Genomic DNA, 17,158 nt, shown 5'->3' with positions numbered 1-17,158 from the left:
AAGGAGAGGATTATATGTTACGTTCCATGTTTACAGGCATTGGTGGTATTCGCAACTTTCAATATAAATTAGACGTGATTGGTAACAATATTTCTAACGTCAATACGTATGGCTATAAAAAAGCGCGCGTCACATTTAAAGATCTCGTTTCCCAACAAATTTCCGCGGCGACATCATCAACAGGAACGCGTGGAGGAATTAACGGCAAACAAATCGGACTAGGAAGCGGCCTCGGTTCAATTGAAACGATTCATACGCAAGGATCGACGCAAACAACATCGCGCCCACTTGACTTAGCGCTCGGTGGCGACGGATTTTTCGTCGTCGGTTCGATTAACGATGTAACGTTAATTAGTATGGATGGACCGGCTGGGAAATTAGGAACAAATAAAGTAAATACAGGTGTACCGATCGACCGTGTCTTTAACTTAAGCTTTACACGTGCTGGAAACTTTTATTTAGATGAGTATGGATATGTCGTAAATGCAGATGGACAGTATTTAATTGGTGAAGCAGCGATTAAAACATTGCCTTCTGCCACGAACCTTACTCAAGTGAACACTTTAAGAACTCAGCTCGATAGCTTTGTTAATGGATCTAGTGGATTAGTTAATTTTGTTCAAAATTGGAAAAATAACTTTGACCCTCCTTCGTTTTCTAACTTTAATACTTTTATCAATAACTTTAATACGCAAATAAACAATATGAATACAAATGTGGGCAACTTTAATAACAATGTTTCTCCAAAAGCAAGTATTAACAACATGACAACGATTCCGACGAGCGGATGGCCAAGTACGCTAGATCAAGCAGAAAAAATGATGGGTCCATACTTGGAAGGAATTAGTGGGGCTATTGAGAGCATTCAACAAGTGTTGCAAGATTATAGCGAGCCAAAATACGGCAACGTGACAAGTTTTGAACCAGGGCTAATTCAAATTCCGAAAACAGCGAAAAGCTTTGGAATTACAGCGGACGGAAAAGTGACATTTATTGATAGCAACGGACAATTAAAAATTGCTGGACAAATTTTGTTGGCGCAATTTCCAAACCCAACCGGTTTAGAAAAAATGGGCGGCAATACGTTTAAAGAAACAAACAACTCCGGTAAGCTTGACCGAAATGCGAACGGTTTGACGATTAATGAGTTATCGCGCCCTGGTTTAAACGGCGCGGGCGAAATTATTTCCGGCGCTTTAGAAATGTCGAACGTAGACTTATCCGAAGAATTTACGGAAATGATCGTCGCACAACGCGGATTCCAAGCAAATACGCGCATTATTACAACGTCGGATGAAATTTTACAAGAGCTTGTCAACTTGAAGAAATAATAAATAAAGGGGGGACGGGGGCGTTTGCCCCCGATACATAATGATTCGATTAACGCGGTTAAACGGTAAACCTTTTACGTTAAACGCCATTTACATAGAGCAAGTTGAAGCGTTCCCAGACACGACCATTACATTAACGAATGGCAAAAAGTTTGTCGTGCGGGAGTCTGTGGAAGATGTTATGTTATTAGTAGAAACGTTTTATCGTAACATTTCTGTTCTCGGATTAAGGAGAGATGCGGAGGGATCCGACGTTGAAGGACAATAAAATGTTAAAAATCATGTTAATTGTTATGGGAGTGATTACGCTTGTTAGCGTCGTCGCCCTTGTTGTTGTCATGAAGTTCATGGGGAATGACGAACCAAAAGAACCGACGGTTGATGAAATTGTCGCCAGTTCGTTTGATGTACCGGAAATGATGACAAATTTAATGGACGGAAGTTTTATAAAAATTGCGTTTAAAATTCAAACAGATAGCGAAAAAGCAAAAGAAGAAGCGGAAAAACGTGATTTTCAAATTAAAAACATTATTATTGAAGAGCTATCAGAGATGACAGCGGAGCAGTTCAAAGGAAAACAAGGAAAGCTTCTTTTAGAGAAAAAACTGCGCGAACGCATAAATGAACTTATGCAAGAAGGAAAAGTTGAGAAAATTTATATAACCTCCTTTATTATCCAGTAAATAAAATGAATAGGAGTAGGAGGTGAGAACGGTGTCAGGAGAAGTTTTATCACAAAGTGAAATTGATGCCTTGCTTGCGGCGCTATCTGCTGGAGAGATGAGCGCGGATGAGCTGAAAAAGGAAGAAGCAGAGAAAAAAGTGAAAGTGTATGACTTTAAACGGGCGTTACGGTTTTCAAAAGACCAAATTCGCAGTTTAACGCGCATACATGAAAACTTTGCTCGATTGTTAACGACGTTTTTTTCTGCGCAGTTGCGCACATACGTGCAAATTTCAGTCGCATCGGCTGACCAATTGCCATATGAAGAGTTTATTCGCTCCATTCCGAAAATGACGATTTTAACAGTGTTTGAAGTTCCACCTCTTGATGGACGCGTACTGTTAGAAGTCAACCCAAACATCGCCTATGCGATGCTTGATCGCGTATTGGGAGGCAGAGGGGTAAGTTTAAACAAAATCGAAAATTTAACTGAAATTGAAACAAAAATTATGTCCAGTTTGTTTGAAAAAGCGTTTAGCAACTTGCGTGAAGCGTGGGAGTCTGTGGCGGATATCGATCCGATGCTCACAGATTTTGAAGTCAATCCACAATTTTTACAAATGGTGTCACCAAATGAAACGGTTGTTGTTATTTCTTTAAATACACAAATTGGTGATACGAGTGGAATGATTAATATTTGTATCCCACACGTTGTATTAGAGCCGATTATCCCGAAGTTATCTGTTCATTATTGGATGCAAACGCAAAAAAAAGAGCGTGAACCAGAAGAAGTTGCGACGCTACAAAAGCGATTAAAGCAAACGAAAGTGCCGATGATCGCAGAGCTTGGTAAATCAAGCATCTCCGTCCAAGAGTTTTTACAACTTTCCGTTGGTGATGTCATTCAACTCGATCAAACAGTGCGCGATCCGCTCATCATTAAGGTAGGAGATGTGCCGAAATTTATTGGGCAGCCAGGAAAAATGAATAAACGATTAGCAGTACAAATTTTAGATGTAATAAAGGGGGAAGACGGCGATGATGAGTGACGATATGTTATCTCAAGATGAGATTGATGCGTTGTTGCGAGGAATTGATGAAGACCCGATGCCGTCTAGTACAATGTCGATCGATGAAGTATTGACACCAATTGAACAAGATGCGCTTGGTGAAATTGGAAATATTTCATTTGGCAGTTCAGCGACAGCGTTATCGATGTTATTAAATCAAAAGGTTGAAATTACGACGCCGAACGTTTCACTCATTGAACGTACGCGCGTAGCAGAAGAGTTTCCACATCCGTACGTTGCGATTCAAGTTAGCTATACGGAAGGATTTTTAGGAACGAATTTACTTGTCATTAAGCAATCTGATGCCGCGATTATCGCAGATTTAATGATGGGGGGAGATGGTACAAATCCGCCTGCCTTTATGGACGAAATTCAACTGAGTGCTGTACAAGAAGCGATGAACCAAATGATGGGTTCGGCTGCGACATCGATGTCCACAATTTTTAGTAAAAAAGTTGATATTTCACCACCAAGCTTACACTTGCTTGATTTATCGGAAGGCGAAGGATTTGAATATTTACCGCCGGACGACGTGCTTGTAAAAGTATCGTTCCGTTTAAAAGTAGGAAACTTAATTGATTCTAACATTATGCAATTGTTGCCGATTCATTTTGCGAAAGAATTAGTCGAAAATTTATTAAATCCGTCTAGTACAAAGACACAAACATCAGCTACAATAAATACGAACGAGCCACGTCAAACCGCGCCATCCGTACAAGCGCAACCAGCGTCTTCACCGGCTCAACAAACGCAAAAAGAAGCTCCTCAACATGTTGGAGTGGGAGCAGTACAGCAGCCTGTCAACGTCCAGCCTGTTGCTTTTGCAAGTTTTGAACCAGCGCCATTGCCAGAAGCGGAATCGCGCAATCTCGACATGTTGCTTGATATCCCGCTGCAGGTGACGGTGGAACTCGGGCGCACGAAGCGCTCTGTACAAGACATTTTAAGTTTATCGTCAGGTTCCATCATTGAACTCGATAAGTTGGCTGGTGAACCGGTTGACATTTTAGTAAACAATAAATTGATCGCGAAAGGTGAAGTCGTTGTCATTGATGAAAATTTTGGAGTGCGTGTGACAAGTATTATTAGCCAAAGCGATCGGTTAAACAAATTACGATAATTTGGGAGGTTTTTGGAGAATGGCGAGAATTTTAATTGTTGATGATGCAGCATTTATGCGAATGATGATTAAAGATATTTTAACGAAAAATGGGCACGAAGTTGTCGCAGAAGCAGCAGATGGAGCACAAGCGGTCGAAAAATATAAAGAGTTTCGCCCGGACTTAGTCACAATGGACATTACGATGCCAGAAATGGATGGCATTACGGCGCTGAAAGAAATTAAAAAAATTGACAGCAACGCCAAAGTCATTATGTGTTCAGCAATGGGGCAACAAGCGATGGTTATTGATGCCATTCAAGCAGGAGCAAAAGATTTTATTGTCAAGCCGTTCCAAGCAGATCGCGTCATTGAAGCGATTAACAAAACGCTCGGTTAGAGGTGGAATTCATTGCGCTATATTCGCATCATCATGTTGTGCGCGTTCGTTGTTCTGCAAGCAGTTTCTCCTGCTTTTGCAGAACAAACGAATAGCGTAAAAGAATGTGTAGAGCATCCAGAAAAGTGTAAAGAACAACAAACAGACAAGGCAACGGAATCGGAAATCGTTGCCCAGCCGTCTCCCATTACAATTTGGGACTTTGTCAAACTCATTTTTGCAACGGCTTTTGTTGTATTTTTGTTATATGCGCTTTTAAAATGGTTAAATAAACAAAACCGATTTTATGAGCGAAAAGGGCTTATCCAACATTTAGGTGGGACAAGTTTAGGAACGAATCGAACGATTCAAATCGTGAAAGTCGGTCGACGCGTATTTGTTGTCGGTGTAGGTGAATCGATTCACTTATTAAAAGAAATTACAGATGAACAGGAAATTGAGGAGTTGCTTAAGCAACATGAAGCGCGTCTTGATTCATTGCTTGATACGAACGTATGGAAATCGCTCCAATCGCTTTTGCAACGAAAAACAAACGAACCTCGCTTTCGCCAATTGTTTGATCGAGAATTACAACAGTTGGCTGAAAAGCGAAAACAGGCGATGAGAGCGCTCGAAAAAGAAAGGGATTCACATGAATGAAGTCATGCAGTTTTTTAATAATAGTGCGCCTGAAAACGTAGCCACATCCGTCAAACTGTTATTGCTCTTGACGGTCTTGTCCATTGCGCCAGGCATTTTAATTATGGTGACATCGTTTACGCGCATCGTCATTGTTTTATCGTTTGCTAGAACAGCGCTCGGCACGCAACAAATGCCGCCAAACCAAGTGATTATCGGGCTATCGCTATTTTTAACATTTTTTATTATGGCACCGACATTTCAACAAATTAACCGTGACGCTCTACAACTGTTATTTGATGAAAAAATTAACTTAGAGCAAGCATATGAACGAGCCGAAGCACCATTAAAAGAGTTTATGAGCAAACATACGCGACAAAAAGATTTAGCTTTATTTTTAAGCTACGCAGGGGCTGAACAGCCAAAAACAGTGCAAGATATTCCGATGTCAGCTCTTGTCCCTGCTTTTGCGATTAGCGAATTAAAAACGGCTTTTCAAATCGGCTTTATGTTATTCATCCCGTTTTTAGTGATTGATATGATTGTTGCAAGCGTATTAATGTCGATGGGGATGATGATGTTGCCGCCAGTTATGATTTCGTTGCCGTTTAAAATTTTATTATTTGTTCTCGTAGACGGTTGGTATTTAGTTGTGAAATCATTATTAGAAAGCTTTTAAAGTAGGTGGGAAAAATGAGTCCCGATTTTGTCATTCAAGTCGCAGAACGCGGTGTGTATATGGTGCTTGTCATATGTGGGCCGCTCATGTTGCTTGCGCTTGCGGTCGGATTGTTTGTCAGCATTTTGCAAGCAACGACGCAAATTCAAGAACAGACGTTAGCGTTTGTTCCAAAAATTGTTGCTGTTCTCATCGGTCTCGTTTTTTTCGGGCCGTGGATGCTTTCGCGCATGATTTCGTATGCATACAATATTTTTAGTAACTTAAGTAAATTTGTAGGATGAAGCGTATGGAGTTATACACGTATGTACCAACGTTTTTGCTTGTTTTTGCGCGCGTCGCTTCCTTTTTTGCGACGATGCCGCTTTTCTCCTATCGAAACGTGCCGAACGTTCATAAAATCGGTTTTGCCTTTTTTATTAGTTGGATCATGTTTTTTTCACTTGATCCGAAACCGATCGATATTGACGGAACGTATATGATGTTGCTAATCAAAGAAGTGCTTGTCGGGCTGTTGATTGGGCTTGTTGCGTTTATTATCATGTCAGCCATTCAAATTGCGGGCGGACTCATTGATTTTCAAATGGGATTTGCGATCGCAAACGTCATCGATCCACAAACAGGCGCACAAAGCCCATTAATGGGACAATATTTGTATACGATCGCTTTGTTTTTTTTACTTGCCGTCAATGGACATCATTTGTTGTTAGACGGTATTTTTTATAGTTATCAGTTCATTCCGCTCGAGCGTCTCATTTCTTTTGGAAATGGACAAATCGCAGAACAAGTCGTTCGTTTATTTCAAGCGATGTTTGTCATTGCGTTACAAATGGCCATTCCAATTGTCGGCTGTTTATTTTTAGTGGATGTGGCGCTTGGTATTGTCGCACGTACCGTTCCGCAAATGAACATTTTTGTTATTGGATTACCGGTAAAAATTATCGTTAGTTTTGTTTTGTTTGTCATTGTATTTTCAAGCATGTTTGTTGTCACAAAACAACTGTTTGAATTCACTTTTACGTCGATGCGCGGCATGATGAAGCTGTTAGGGGGCGCGTAACGTGAGCTGGCTGTCGGTTGATTTACAGTTTTTCGCTGGAGAAAAAACGGAAAAAGCAACGCCGAGAAAACGACAAGAAGTGCGCAAAAAAGGACAAGTAGCGAAAAGTGCTGATGCGACTGCAGCTTTTTTAATGCTCGTCGTTTTTCTTACTCTCTCGTTTTCTTCAGGCGTGTGGGGAGATGCGATTGTCCGACTGTTTCGTCAATCTTTTCAACATTATTTTTTTATGGATGTGACGGTTGATTCTGTGCAGCTTATTTTCGTTGACCTTCTTCGCCAGCTTGCGATGCTCGTTGGACCCATTTTTTTAGCTGCCATTGCCGCAGCGCTATTTGCCAATTTTGTGCAAGTTGGCTTTTTATTTACGACGGAACCGTTGCAAATGAAACTAAGTAAACTCGATCCGATTCAAGGATTCAAGCGCATCTTTTCCCTTCGCTCACTTGTAGAATTGTTAAAGTCGATTTTAAAAGTGCTGTTTGTTGGCGTTGTGACATTTTCAGTTTTATGGTTGCACATGGGTGATATTTTATCGCTATCCCATAAATCCATTGGTGCTAGTGCGATCACGCTTGGACGTTTAACGATTCAAATGGGGCTCGTTGCTTCTGTCGCTCTACTATTTCTTTCGATGTTCGATTATTTGTATCAACGGTACGATTTTGAAAAAAATATTCGTATGTCAAAGCAAGATATTAAAGATGAATATAAAAAGACAGAAGGAGATCCGCTCATTAAATCGCGCATTAAGCAAAAACAGCGGGAGATGGCGATGCGCCGCATGATGCAAGAAGTGCCGAAAGCGGATGTTGTCATTACAAACCCAACGCATTTTGCTGTGGCGTTAAAGTATGATGAACAACAAGCGGATGCCCCGATCGTTGTCGCCAAAGGGGCGGACTATATGGCGCAAAAAATAAAAGATATTGCCAAAAAAAATGATGTGATGATTGTTGAAAATCGTCCGCTTGCGCGCGCACTATACGATCAAACAGATATCGGCATGGTCATTCCGGAAGCCTTTTTCAAAGCGGTAGCAGAAATTTTAGCGTACGTTTATAAAACGAAAAATAAACTTTAATTTTATGTATGTGAACAGGAGAGAACGTTTATGTCGGCAAGGGACTTATCTGTATTACTTATGGTTGTACTCATTGTAGCGATGCTCATCATTCCCCTACCATCATGGTTGCTTAGCATCCTCATCATTATGAATATTTCTCTTGCGTTGCTCGTTCTCTTAACATCAATGAATATGCGCGAACCGCTCCAATTTTCGATCTTCCCTTCTCTTCTCCTTTTGCTCACATTATTTCGCCTCGGTTTGAACGTTTCAACGACTCGCTCGATTTTGAGCAGAGGAGAAGCAGGAGGAGTAGTTGAAACGTTTGGAACGTTCGTTATAGGCGGAAACGTTGTTGTTGGTTTTGTTGTCTTTTTAATTTTAATTATTATTCAATTTGTCGTCATTACAAAAGGGGCGGAGCGCGTATCAGAAGTTGCGGCGCGCTTTACGCTCGATGCGATGCCGGGAAAACAAATGAGCATTGACGCCGATTTAAATGCCGGCATCATCTCTGAACAACAAGCGAGAGAACGACGTGAAAAAATTGCGCAAGAAGCGGACTTTTACGGAGCGATGGATGGAGCGAGTAAGTTCGTAAAAGGAGACGCGATCGCAGGAATTATTATTGTATTAATTAACATGTTATTTGGAATCGTCATCGGCATGGTGCAACAAGGGATGGACATTGGGGAAGCGGCAAGAAGATATACGCTATTAACCGTTGGGGACGGAATTGTTAGCCAAATTCCAGCGTTATTAATTTCAACGGCCACTGGTATTGTCGTTACTCGTGCGGCTTCTGATGATAATTTAGGTGCCGACATTATGCGACAGCTGTTTGCGTATCCGAAAATGTTATACGTCACAGCGGGGACCATTTTTTTACTTGGTTTGTTTACCCCGATTAATGATTTGCTAACGATTCCGATTGCTTCTTTGCTTGCTTTCGGCGCATATCAATTAACAAAACAAGCTCATGTGGCAGAAACGACAACAGAAGAGACAGAAGAAGAAATCGAAATGGATCAAATGAAAAGTCCAGAAAGTGTTGTTAGTTTATTAAGTGTCGATCCGATTGAATTTGAGTTTGGATACGGACTCATTCCGCTCGCTGACGCCAATCAAGGCGGAGATTTATTAGATCGCATCGTGATGATTCGACGCCAACTTGCTTTAGAGCTTGGTATCGTCATTCCTGTTGTTCGCATCCGTGATAACATTCAACTGCAGCCGAATGAATATCGACTAAAAATTAAAGGAAATGAAGTGGCGCGTGGCGAGTTGTTGCTTGATCATTATTTAGCGATGAGCCCTGGGGTTGATGATGATTCCATTGAAGGAATCGATACGATTGAACCGGCGTTCGGTTTGCCAGCGAAATGGATTTCTGAAGAGATGAAAGAGCGAGCCGAAATGTTTGGATATACGGTCGTTGATCCACCATCTGTCGTATCGACGCACATCACCGAATTGTTAAAAGCGCATGCGCATGAGTTGCTCGGTCGTCAAGAAACGAAGCAGTTAATCGATCATGTCAAAGAGTCGTATCCAATTTTAGTCGAAGAAGTGACGCCAAATCCGTTATCAGTCGGCGACATTCAAAAAGTGCTTGCGAATTTATTACGTGAAAAAGTATCGATCCGCAATTTGCCAGTTATTTTTGAGACGCTTGCAGATTTTGGACGAATGACAACAGACCCAGATCTTTTAACAGAATATGTTCGTCAAGCGCTCGCACGTCAAATTACAAGCCAATATGTTGTTGAAGGTCAGCCATTGCGTGTCATTACATTATCAGGAAAAGTTGAAAAAATGATTGCCGAAGGTGTGCAACAAACGGAACATGGTAATTATTTAGCGCTTGATCCTGTTGTTTCACAAGCGATTATTGAAGCAATAGCGATGCAAATTGAACAATTTCCGTTTCAAGATCAATCGCCAATTTTACTATGCTCTCCGGCTGTGCGCATGTATGTTAGACAATTAACCGAACGATATTTCCGTCACGTTCCGGTCTTGTCGTATAATGAACTTGAAGCAAATGTGGAAGTTCAAAGTGTTGGGGTGGTGAATGTGGAATGAAAGTAAAAAAGTTTGTTGCTTCGTCTATGCCAGAAGCGATGAAAATGATTCGCGCGGAACTTGGAAATGATGCCGTTATTTTAAACTCGAAAGTCGTACAAAAAAAAGGCTTTCTTGGTCTATTTTCCCGAAAAAACATTGAAGTGATTGCTGCCGTTGACCCGAAGCCAACCACTCCGCCTGTTCAAAAAATGAAAGAAAAACGGAAAGAGCGCACAGAACCGTTGCGTGACGAACAGTTATTAAAAGAAATTCATGAGTTAAAAGCGACGATCCGTCAGTTGTCACAAGGAGGGGGTGTTGAGCATTACCCCGCTCCGTTAAAAGCAATAGATGCCCATTTAATTGATCAAGAAATAAGCGATGATGTGCGAGCGACATTGATGTCTGCTTTATTGCAACGATGGTATACATCAGGGGCGAACGGATCGGATGACGAAGTAAAACAATGGCTTTATGAGGAAATTGTAAACACATTATCTCCTCTCTCATTCGGCGGTATTTCTTTTCAAAAAAAATTCGTTAACGTTGTTGGGCCAACGGGGGTTGGGAAAACGACGACGCTGGCGAAAATGGCAGCCGATTGTGTCATTAAACATAGAAAAAAAGTGGCGTTTATTACGACAGATACGTATCGTATCGCGGCGATTGATCAGCTAAAAACATATGCAAAAATTTTAAACGTGCCAATTGAAGTATGTTACAATCTTGACGATTTTCGCCAAGCAAAAGAGAAGCTTGCATCGTACGATATTGTTTTTATTGATACGGCCGGAAGAAATTTTCGCAACGTCCAATATGTGAACGATTTAAAAGAAATGATCGATTTCAATGAAGAAATGGAAACGTTTCTCGTATTGTCGTTAACAGCGAAATGGCGAGATATGAAAGAAATATATACACAGTTTTCGCTCATTCCGATTCATAAATTTATTTTCACGAAAATGGACGAAACGAGTCGGCATGGGGCGATGTTAAATATGATGGTCCAATGCGGTATCGGTACAGCGTATATGACGCACGGGCAAAACGTGCCAGACGATATCGTTGAAGCTACTCCACAACTTGTGGCAAATATGATTACCGGGGTCGAGCAACAATGATGAGAGATCAAGCGGAAAGCTTACGTTTACGTGTGAAAAAAATGCAACACGGTTCAGAAACGAAAGCGATTGCTGTGTTAAGTGGAAAAGGTGGCGTTGGAAAGTCGAACGTTTCGCTAAATTTTTCATTAGCGCTACGTCAGCGAGGGAAACATGTATTGTTGTTTGATATGGATATTGGAATGGGAAATATCGATATTTTACTTGGACAAACGTCATCCCATACGATTATCGATATTTTTCGTCCGAACGTAACCATTCATGATATTATAAAGACAGGACCGAATGAGTTGGCGTTTATTGCAGGGGGAACGGGATTCACCGAAATTTTTCATATGGACGAACAACAAGTGGAATATTTTATTGAACAATTGCAACTCGTTTCTGAGCAATATGATTACATCATTTTTGATATGGGAGCGGGGATGTCTGAAGATCGTCTTCAACTGTTAAAGGCGGTGGATGATATTTTCATTGTGACAACGCCTGAGCCAACAGCTTTAACTGATGCATATGCGACGATGAAATACATTCATTTAGCGGATCCACAACTTCCGATTTATGTGCTAGTGAATCGTGTTCGTTCAGACAAAGAAGGAATGGAAACGTTACAACGTTTAAAACAAGTAGCGAAACGTTTTTTAGGAAAAGAGCTACATGCTTTAGGATATGTGCCAGAAGATCGAACAGTAAGCACAGCTGTCATTCGCCAAACACCTTTTCTTTTGTTTGATCCGAGTGCTAAGGCGAGCAAGGCCCTTGTACAAATGACAGATCGCTATTTAGCAGATGAAGAGCATGAGGAGAAAGAGAAACGTCCGTTTCACTTTTTTGCCAAGCTGCGTCAATACTTTTTAGAAAGGTAGGTTATCATCGCCGTGAATAAAGCAAAAGTGCTTGTCGTTGATGACTCTGCTTTTATGCGAAAATTAATTAGCGACTTTTTGTCAGAACATCCGCGCCTGCACGTTGTCGGGACCGCACGCGACGGGCAAGAAGCGTTACAAAAAATTGAGCAATTACAACCGGATGTTGTTACGTTAGATGTTGAGATGCCTGTCATGAACGGGCTTGAAACGCTAAAGCATATTATGCAGAAACGACCGCTTCCTGTTGTTATGATTTCAAGCACAACGAAAGAAGGAGCGGAAAATACAATTTTAGCGTTGCAATACGGTGCCGTTGATTTTATCGCTAAACCATCAGGGGCCATCTCGCTAGATTTATATAAAATTAAAGATAAAATGATCGAAAAGGTGCTTTTGGCGAGCGAAGCGAATTTGCGAACGGTAAAGACAAAGCAAAAAATGTCTATGTTGCCACAAAAGCAATATAGTAAAATAGAGGTAAGCGAACGACAACATGTGAGCGGAAAGAAAAAAATCATCGCGATCGGCACATCGACGGGGGGGCCGCGTGCGCTTCAGCACGTGTTAACGAAATTTCCAGCGACCATTGATGCACCTATTTTAGTTGTGCAACATATGCCAAAAGGATTTACAAAGTCGTTAGCGAACCGCCTCGATTCGTTATGTGATATTCGCGTGAAAGAAGCAGAAGACGGTGAAATTATCCAAAAAGGAACGGCGTATATCGCACCAGGTGGAAAACATTTATATGTCAAACGTGTCGGCACATCGCTTGCCATTCATCTCGATGAAGCAGCACCTCGCAACGGACATCGCCCTTCTGTTGACGTCATGTTTGAGTCGTTAAGCGCCCTAACAGATTACGAAAAAATTGCGGTCATTATGACGGGAATGGGTTCAGACGGCACAGCAGGATTAAAACAGCTAAAGATGTCTGGCAAAACGTCTGTCATTGCAGAATCTGCTGAATCTTCAGTCGTATTCGGTATGCCAAAATCAGCGATTGCTGCAAACGTCGTTGACGAGATTGTTCATGTTGATGATATTGCTGAAACGGTAATGAAGCACGTACAAGTTTGAGGGGGATAGGAACAATGGACATGAGTCAATACCTCGAAGTATTTATTGATGAAAGTAAAGAACATTTACAAACGATTAACGAACAATTGTTAGAGCTTGAAAAAAATCCAGATGACGTGTCAATCGTGAATGAAATTTTCCGTTCTGCCCATACGTTAAAAGGCATGTCAGCGACGATGGGATTTGAGGACTTAGCGAATTTAACACACCAAATGGAAAATGTACTCGATGGGATTCGCAACGGGAAAATTGCTGTGACAACTGAGTTGCTTGATGTCATTTTCCGTGCCGTTGACGATTTAGAAGCGATGGTTGTTTCCATTGCAGAAGGTGGAGATGGGAAGCGTGACGTTACAGCCGTTGTTGCGCAGTTAAAACAAATCGAAAAAGGAGAAGTAGTTACACCGCAAAAAAGTACTCCGATTCAAGAACAAACATACGATGAATTTGAATACACCATTTTAAAACAGTCAGCTGAGCAAGGATTTCATAGCTACGAAGTGAGCGTGAAATTGCGTTCTGACTGCTTATTAAAAGCGGCTCGTGTATTTATGATTTTTGAAGTCATTGAACAAGTCGGTGAAGTGATCAAATCTGTTCCGTCAGTAGAAATGCTTGAAGCGGAACAATTTGACGATCAATTTGTCGTGACGGTTGTAACAAAAGTATCACAAGACGAATTACAAAAACGCATTATGAAAGTGTCAGAAGTAGAAGAAGTAAACGTTCAGCCGGTTGATTTACATAGACCTGAAAACACCGTTGAACAAAAAGAAGAGCAGAAAAAGGAACAAAAAGAAGAAACAAAAGCGGTTGAACAAACAGTTGAGAAAAAACAAGAAGCACAAGAAGAAAAGCAAACAGGAAAGCAAGTGAGCAATAAAACGATTCGCGTAAATATTGAGCGGCTCGATATATTAATGAATTTGTTCGAAGAGCTCGTCATTGATCGCGGTCGATTAGAACAAATTTCACGCGAGTTAAACAACCCAGAATTACATGAAACGGTTGAACGCATGTCACGCATTTCAGGAGATTTGCAAAACATCATTTTAAATATGCGCATGGTGCCTGTTGAAACGGTATTTAACCGCTTCCCGCGCATGGTTCGTCAATTAGCTCGCGATTTAGGAAAGAAAATTAACCTTGAAATTATCGGAGCAGAAACGGAGCTTGACCGCACGGTGATTGATGAGATCGGCGATCCGCTCGTTCACTTATTGCGCAATGCGATCGATCACGGTATTGAAACGCCGGATGTGCGCCGTGCGAAAGGAAAGCCGGAAGAAGGAACAGTCAAGTTAAAAGCGTATCATAGTGGCAACCACGTATTTATTGAAATTGAAGATGACGGTGCGGGCATTAGCCGTGAAAAAGTGTTGAAAAAGGCGATTAGTAAAGGCATTATCTCCGAACAAAATGCGGCGAATTTAACGGATAAGCAAGTATATGAACTGATTTTCGCTTCAGGCTTTTCGACAGCAGATAAAGTATCTGATATTTCTGGACGTGGCGTCGGCTTAGATGTTGTCAAAAGCACGATCGAATCGCTTGGTGGTTCGGTATCGATTGATTCAGAGGAAGGAGTCGGCTCCATCTTTTCGATCCAACTACCGCTTACTTTATCGATTATTTCTGTCATGTTAGTTGAAATTCAAAATGAAAAATATGCGATCCCATTGTCATCTATTATTGAAACGGCTATTGTGAAGAAAGAAGATATTTTACATGCTCATAACCAAAAAGTCATTGATTTCCGTGGAAAAGTTGTTCCGCTTTTATTCTTAAAAGATATTTTTGAAGTGCCAGTCGTGAAGGAAGAGGACGATTTCTTATCGGTCGTCATGGTGCGGAAAGGCGAAAAAATGGCCGGACTTGTCGTCGATTCGTTTATTGGTCAACAAGAAGTGGTGTTAAAATCGCTTGGCAACTACTTAACGTCCGTATTTGCCATTTCTGGAGCGACGATTTTAGGTGACGGACAAGTGGCGCTCATTATTGACTGCAATGCGCTAATTAAGTAGGGACAAGCGAGAGGGGGAATAGAATGTGGCTGAGCTGAAAGTGATTGTGTTTCAATTAAAAGACGAAGAATATGCCATTCCAGTTCAACAAGTGCGCTCAATCGAAAAAATTCAACATATTACGCGCGTTCCTCGCGTTCCGAAATATGTAAAAGGCGTCATTAATTTGCGCGGTGTTGTAACACCGATTATTGACTTGCGCATGCGTTTCGGTTTAGAGGAAGCTGCGTTTTCTGATCATACGCGCGTCATTATTGTTGCGCTCGATGATATGGAAGTCGGTTTAATTGTTGATGCTGCAAATGATGTTATTGATATTTCAACAGAAGCGATTGAGCCTCCACCAGAAGTAGTCGATACAACAACAGCGGAATATATTAATGGGGTTGTAAAAATCGGAAAACGCCTATTTATTTTATTAAACTTAGAAAAAGTATTAAAAACAGAGAAAGGATAAATCGTCCATGTCATATTTCGAACGGATGGATGCCGTCCATATGGACATACTAAAAGAGATTGGAAATATTGGTGCGGGGCACGCAGCAACAGCGTTATCAAAGCTGTTAAATAAAAGAATTGAAATGACGATTCCAGATGTGCGCATCATTTCATTTGATGAAATGATGGATATTGTTGGAGGAGCTGACAATGTCGTCGCTGCGGTTTTCTTGCGTATTGAAGGGGATGCGCCAGGCAATATGTTTTTCGTATTATCTATTGAACAAGCGGAACGATTTATTCAACAAATGATTGGCGATGAGCAGTTTAAACTAGAGCAAGATTGTTCCGAATTGTCGCTATCTGCGTTGCAAGAGCTAGGCAACATTTTAGCCGGTTCGTATTTATCGTCTTTATCAGATTTCACTCATTTAAATTTATATCCATCTGTTCCGGCGCTTAGCATTGATATGATTGGTGCGATTTTAAGCTATGGGTTAATTGAAATGTCGCGCGTCGGTGATCATGTCATTGTCGTTGATACGGCCATTCATGAAGAACATCAGCCTGATGATCGTGTCAATGGCCACTTTTTCCTACTTCCTGACCCTGAATCATTTCACATTATTTTTCGGGCTTTAGGTGTGGAAAATGATGAGTGAAATTGTTCAAGTCGTCAAAGTAGGAATTGCTGACATGAATGTAGTAAAGGCACCACATGTCATTCGTACGTGTGGACTTGGCTCTTGCGTCGGTGTCGTTGTGTATGATTTAGCAAAAGAAGTGGCAGGGATGGCGCATGTGATGCTACCTGATTCATCGTTAGCAAAATCCGAAAACATGAATGTAGCGAAATATGCCGACACAGCGATTGAAGAGTTAATACGCCGGGTCATTGGAGCAGGGGGAAGAAATGGTCATTTGAAAGCAAAAATGGCTGGCGGTGCGCAAATGTTTCAATTTCGTACAGGTACGACAGATATGATGCGCATCGGACCGCGCAACGTTGAAGCTGTTCGTGAGCAGCTTCAACGGTTTCGCATCCCAATCGTTGCTGAGGACGTCGGAGGGAATAGTGGACGGACGATAGAATTTCATCCGAAAACAGGCATGTTGCTCATTCGCACAGTAAATCAAGGGGTACGGGAAATGTAATGGTTAGTACATGGAAATTTAATGTGATTTTTGCCTTATTTGGCTGTATCGTCGCTTTTTTTTCTTCATTATTGCAAAATAGTGTATCGACATCGATCATACGTGCGCTGATCGCATTCGTTATTTTCTTTGTTTTTGCATTTATCATTCGTTGGATGATGGCGTTTATCCAAAAAGATGTATCAACACAAAACATGTCGTTCACATCATCAGATGAAATCGAAGTGGAACAGATGATTGAAAATTTAAACGAAGAAGAGCAACAAAAAGTGGCAGAATATATTCGGCAACTATTGAGTCAGGAAGAAAAGTAAATGAACGTTAACAGGTAGCGTCAAAAAATCTATGAAAAGTCATCATGGTCTACCTGTTGAAGGAAAATAAAGAGGATAGTGGAATTGGATTCGCCCTTGACCA

Annotated in this window: 20 protein-coding genes; all 20 read left to right on the top strand. The window is 41.2% G+C overall.

Annotated features, from left to right (window positions below; all coding sequences use genetic code 11):
* The first annotated feature begins 14 nt into the window (after positions 1–14).
* From EKC99_RS04700 to EKC99_RS04605, 20 genes are read left to right on the top strand one after another with little or no spacing between them, the layout of a single operon-like run.
* Complete coding sequence (locus EKC99_RS04700) at positions 15–1,331, top strand: flagellar hook-basal body complex protein (protein WP_021094207.1); 1,317 nt, start codon at positions 15–17, stop codon at positions 1,329–1,331.
* 40 nt (positions 1,332–1,371) lie between these two features.
* Positions 1,372–1,599 (top strand): flagellar FlbD family protein, encoded by a 228-nt coding sequence (locus EKC99_RS04695; protein WP_009732894.1) that lies wholly within the window; start codon positions 1,372–1,374, stop codon positions 1,597–1,599.
* 1 nt (position 1,600) lies between these two features.
* Entirely contained in the window at positions 1,601–2,014 is a 414-nt protein-coding gene (gene fliL / locus EKC99_RS04690; RefSeq protein ID WP_163150795.1) for a flagellar basal body-associated protein FliL, read from the top strand.
* A gap of 31 nt (positions 2,015–2,045) precedes the next feature.
* Positions 2,046–3,044, top strand: coding sequence for a flagellar motor switch protein FliM (gene fliM / locus EKC99_RS04685; protein ID WP_055441135.1), 999 nt, complete (start codon positions 2,046–2,048; stop codon positions 3,042–3,044).
* On the top strand, positions 3,034–4,185 hold the full coding sequence (fliY, locus tag EKC99_RS04680) for a flagellar motor switch phosphatase FliY (protein ID WP_055441134.1): 1,152 nt from the start codon (positions 3,034–3,036) through the stop codon (positions 4,183–4,185). The genes fliM and fliY overlap by 11 nt, the downstream gene beginning before the upstream one ends.
* 19 nt (positions 4,186–4,204) lie before the next feature.
* A complete protein-coding gene (locus tag EKC99_RS04675; RefSeq protein WP_003394872.1) occupies positions 4,205–4,564 on the top strand; it encodes a chemotaxis protein CheY in 360 nt (119 codons plus the stop codon).
* 12 nt (positions 4,565–4,576) lie between these two features.
* Positions 4,577–5,203, top strand: coding sequence for a flagella biosynthesis regulatory protein FliZ (gene fliZ / locus EKC99_RS04670; RefSeq protein WP_055441133.1), 627 nt, complete (start codon positions 4,577–4,579; stop codon positions 5,201–5,203).
* Positions 5,196–5,861 (top strand): flagellar type III secretion system pore protein FliP, encoded by a 666-nt coding sequence (gene fliP, locus EKC99_RS04665; RefSeq protein WP_163150793.1) that lies wholly within the window; start codon positions 5,196–5,198, stop codon positions 5,859–5,861. Before fliZ ends, fliP begins: the two co-directional genes overlap by 8 nt.
* Before the next feature lie 14 nt (positions 5,862–5,875).
* Positions 5,876–6,145, top strand: a complete 270-nt coding sequence (fliQ, locus tag EKC99_RS04660; protein WP_009732900.1) for a flagellar biosynthesis protein FliQ — start codon at positions 5,876–5,878, stop codon at positions 6,143–6,145.
* Positions 6,142–6,921 (top strand): flagellar biosynthetic protein FliR, encoded by a 780-nt coding sequence (fliR, locus tag EKC99_RS04655; protein WP_163150791.1) that lies wholly within the window; start codon positions 6,142–6,144, stop codon positions 6,919–6,921. The genes fliQ and fliR overlap by 4 nt, the downstream gene beginning before the upstream one ends.
* 1 nt (position 6,922) lies before the next feature.
* Positions 6,923–8,005: a flagellar biosynthesis protein FlhB gene (flhB, locus tag EKC99_RS04650; RefSeq protein ID WP_163150789.1), complete on the top strand. Its 1,083-nt coding sequence runs from the start codon at positions 6,923–6,925 to the stop codon at positions 8,003–8,005.
* A 30-nt stretch (positions 8,006–8,035) separates the two neighbouring features.
* Entirely contained in the window at positions 8,036–10,072 is a 2,037-nt protein-coding gene (flhA, locus tag EKC99_RS04645) for a flagellar biosynthesis protein FlhA (RefSeq protein WP_163150787.1), read from the top strand.
* On the top strand, positions 10,069–11,175 hold the full coding sequence (gene flhF / locus EKC99_RS04640) for a flagellar biosynthesis GTPase FlhF (RefSeq protein WP_163150785.1): 1,107 nt from the start codon (positions 10,069–10,071) through the stop codon (positions 11,173–11,175). The genes flhA and flhF overlap by 4 nt, the downstream gene beginning before the upstream one ends.
* Positions 11,172–12,041 (top strand): MinD/ParA family protein, encoded by an 870-nt coding sequence (locus EKC99_RS04635; RefSeq protein ID WP_163150783.1) that lies wholly within the window; start codon positions 11,172–11,174, stop codon positions 12,039–12,041. The genes flhF and EKC99_RS04635 overlap by 4 nt, the downstream gene beginning before the upstream one ends.
* A 12-nt stretch (positions 12,042–12,053) precedes the next feature.
* On the top strand, positions 12,054–13,124 hold the full coding sequence (locus EKC99_RS04630) for a protein-glutamate methylesterase/protein-glutamine glutaminase (RefSeq protein WP_163150781.1): 1,071 nt from the start codon (positions 12,054–12,056) through the stop codon (positions 13,122–13,124).
* A gap of 14 nt (positions 13,125–13,138) precedes the next feature.
* Positions 13,139–15,148 carry a chemotaxis protein CheA gene (locus tag EKC99_RS04625; protein ID WP_163150779.1) on the top strand — a complete coding sequence of 670 codons (2,010 nt, stop codon included), beginning with the start codon at positions 13,139–13,141 and terminating at the stop codon, positions 15,146–15,148.
* 25 nt (positions 15,149–15,173) lie between these two features.
* Positions 15,174–15,605, top strand: coding sequence for a chemotaxis protein CheW (locus tag EKC99_RS04620; protein ID WP_009732908.1), 432 nt, complete (start codon positions 15,174–15,176; stop codon positions 15,603–15,605).
* A gap of 7 nt (positions 15,606–15,612) precedes the next feature.
* Positions 15,613–16,248, top strand: coding sequence for a chemotaxis protein CheC (locus EKC99_RS04615; RefSeq protein ID WP_163150777.1), 636 nt, complete (start codon positions 15,613–15,615; stop codon positions 16,246–16,248).
* Complete coding sequence (locus tag EKC99_RS04610) at positions 16,241–16,741, top strand: chemotaxis protein CheD (RefSeq protein WP_163150834.1); 501 nt, start codon at positions 16,241–16,243, stop codon at positions 16,739–16,741. Before EKC99_RS04615 ends, EKC99_RS04610 begins: the two co-directional genes overlap by 8 nt.
* Positions 16,741–17,055, top strand: a complete 315-nt coding sequence (locus EKC99_RS04605; RefSeq protein ID WP_163150775.1) for a hypothetical protein — start codon at positions 16,741–16,743, stop codon at positions 17,053–17,055. The genes EKC99_RS04610 and EKC99_RS04605 overlap by 1 nt, the downstream gene beginning before the upstream one ends.
* The last annotated feature ends 103 nt before the right edge of the window (positions 17,056–17,158 follow it).

The organism is Anoxybacillus sp. MB8, assembly GCF_011006755.1.
Taxonomy (GTDB): domain Bacteria; phylum Bacillota; class Bacilli; order Bacillales; family Anoxybacillaceae; genus Anoxybacillus; species Anoxybacillus gonensis.
The sequence above is the reverse complement of the archived record's forward strand: the minus strand, read 5'-3'. Positions and strand labels throughout refer to the sequence as shown.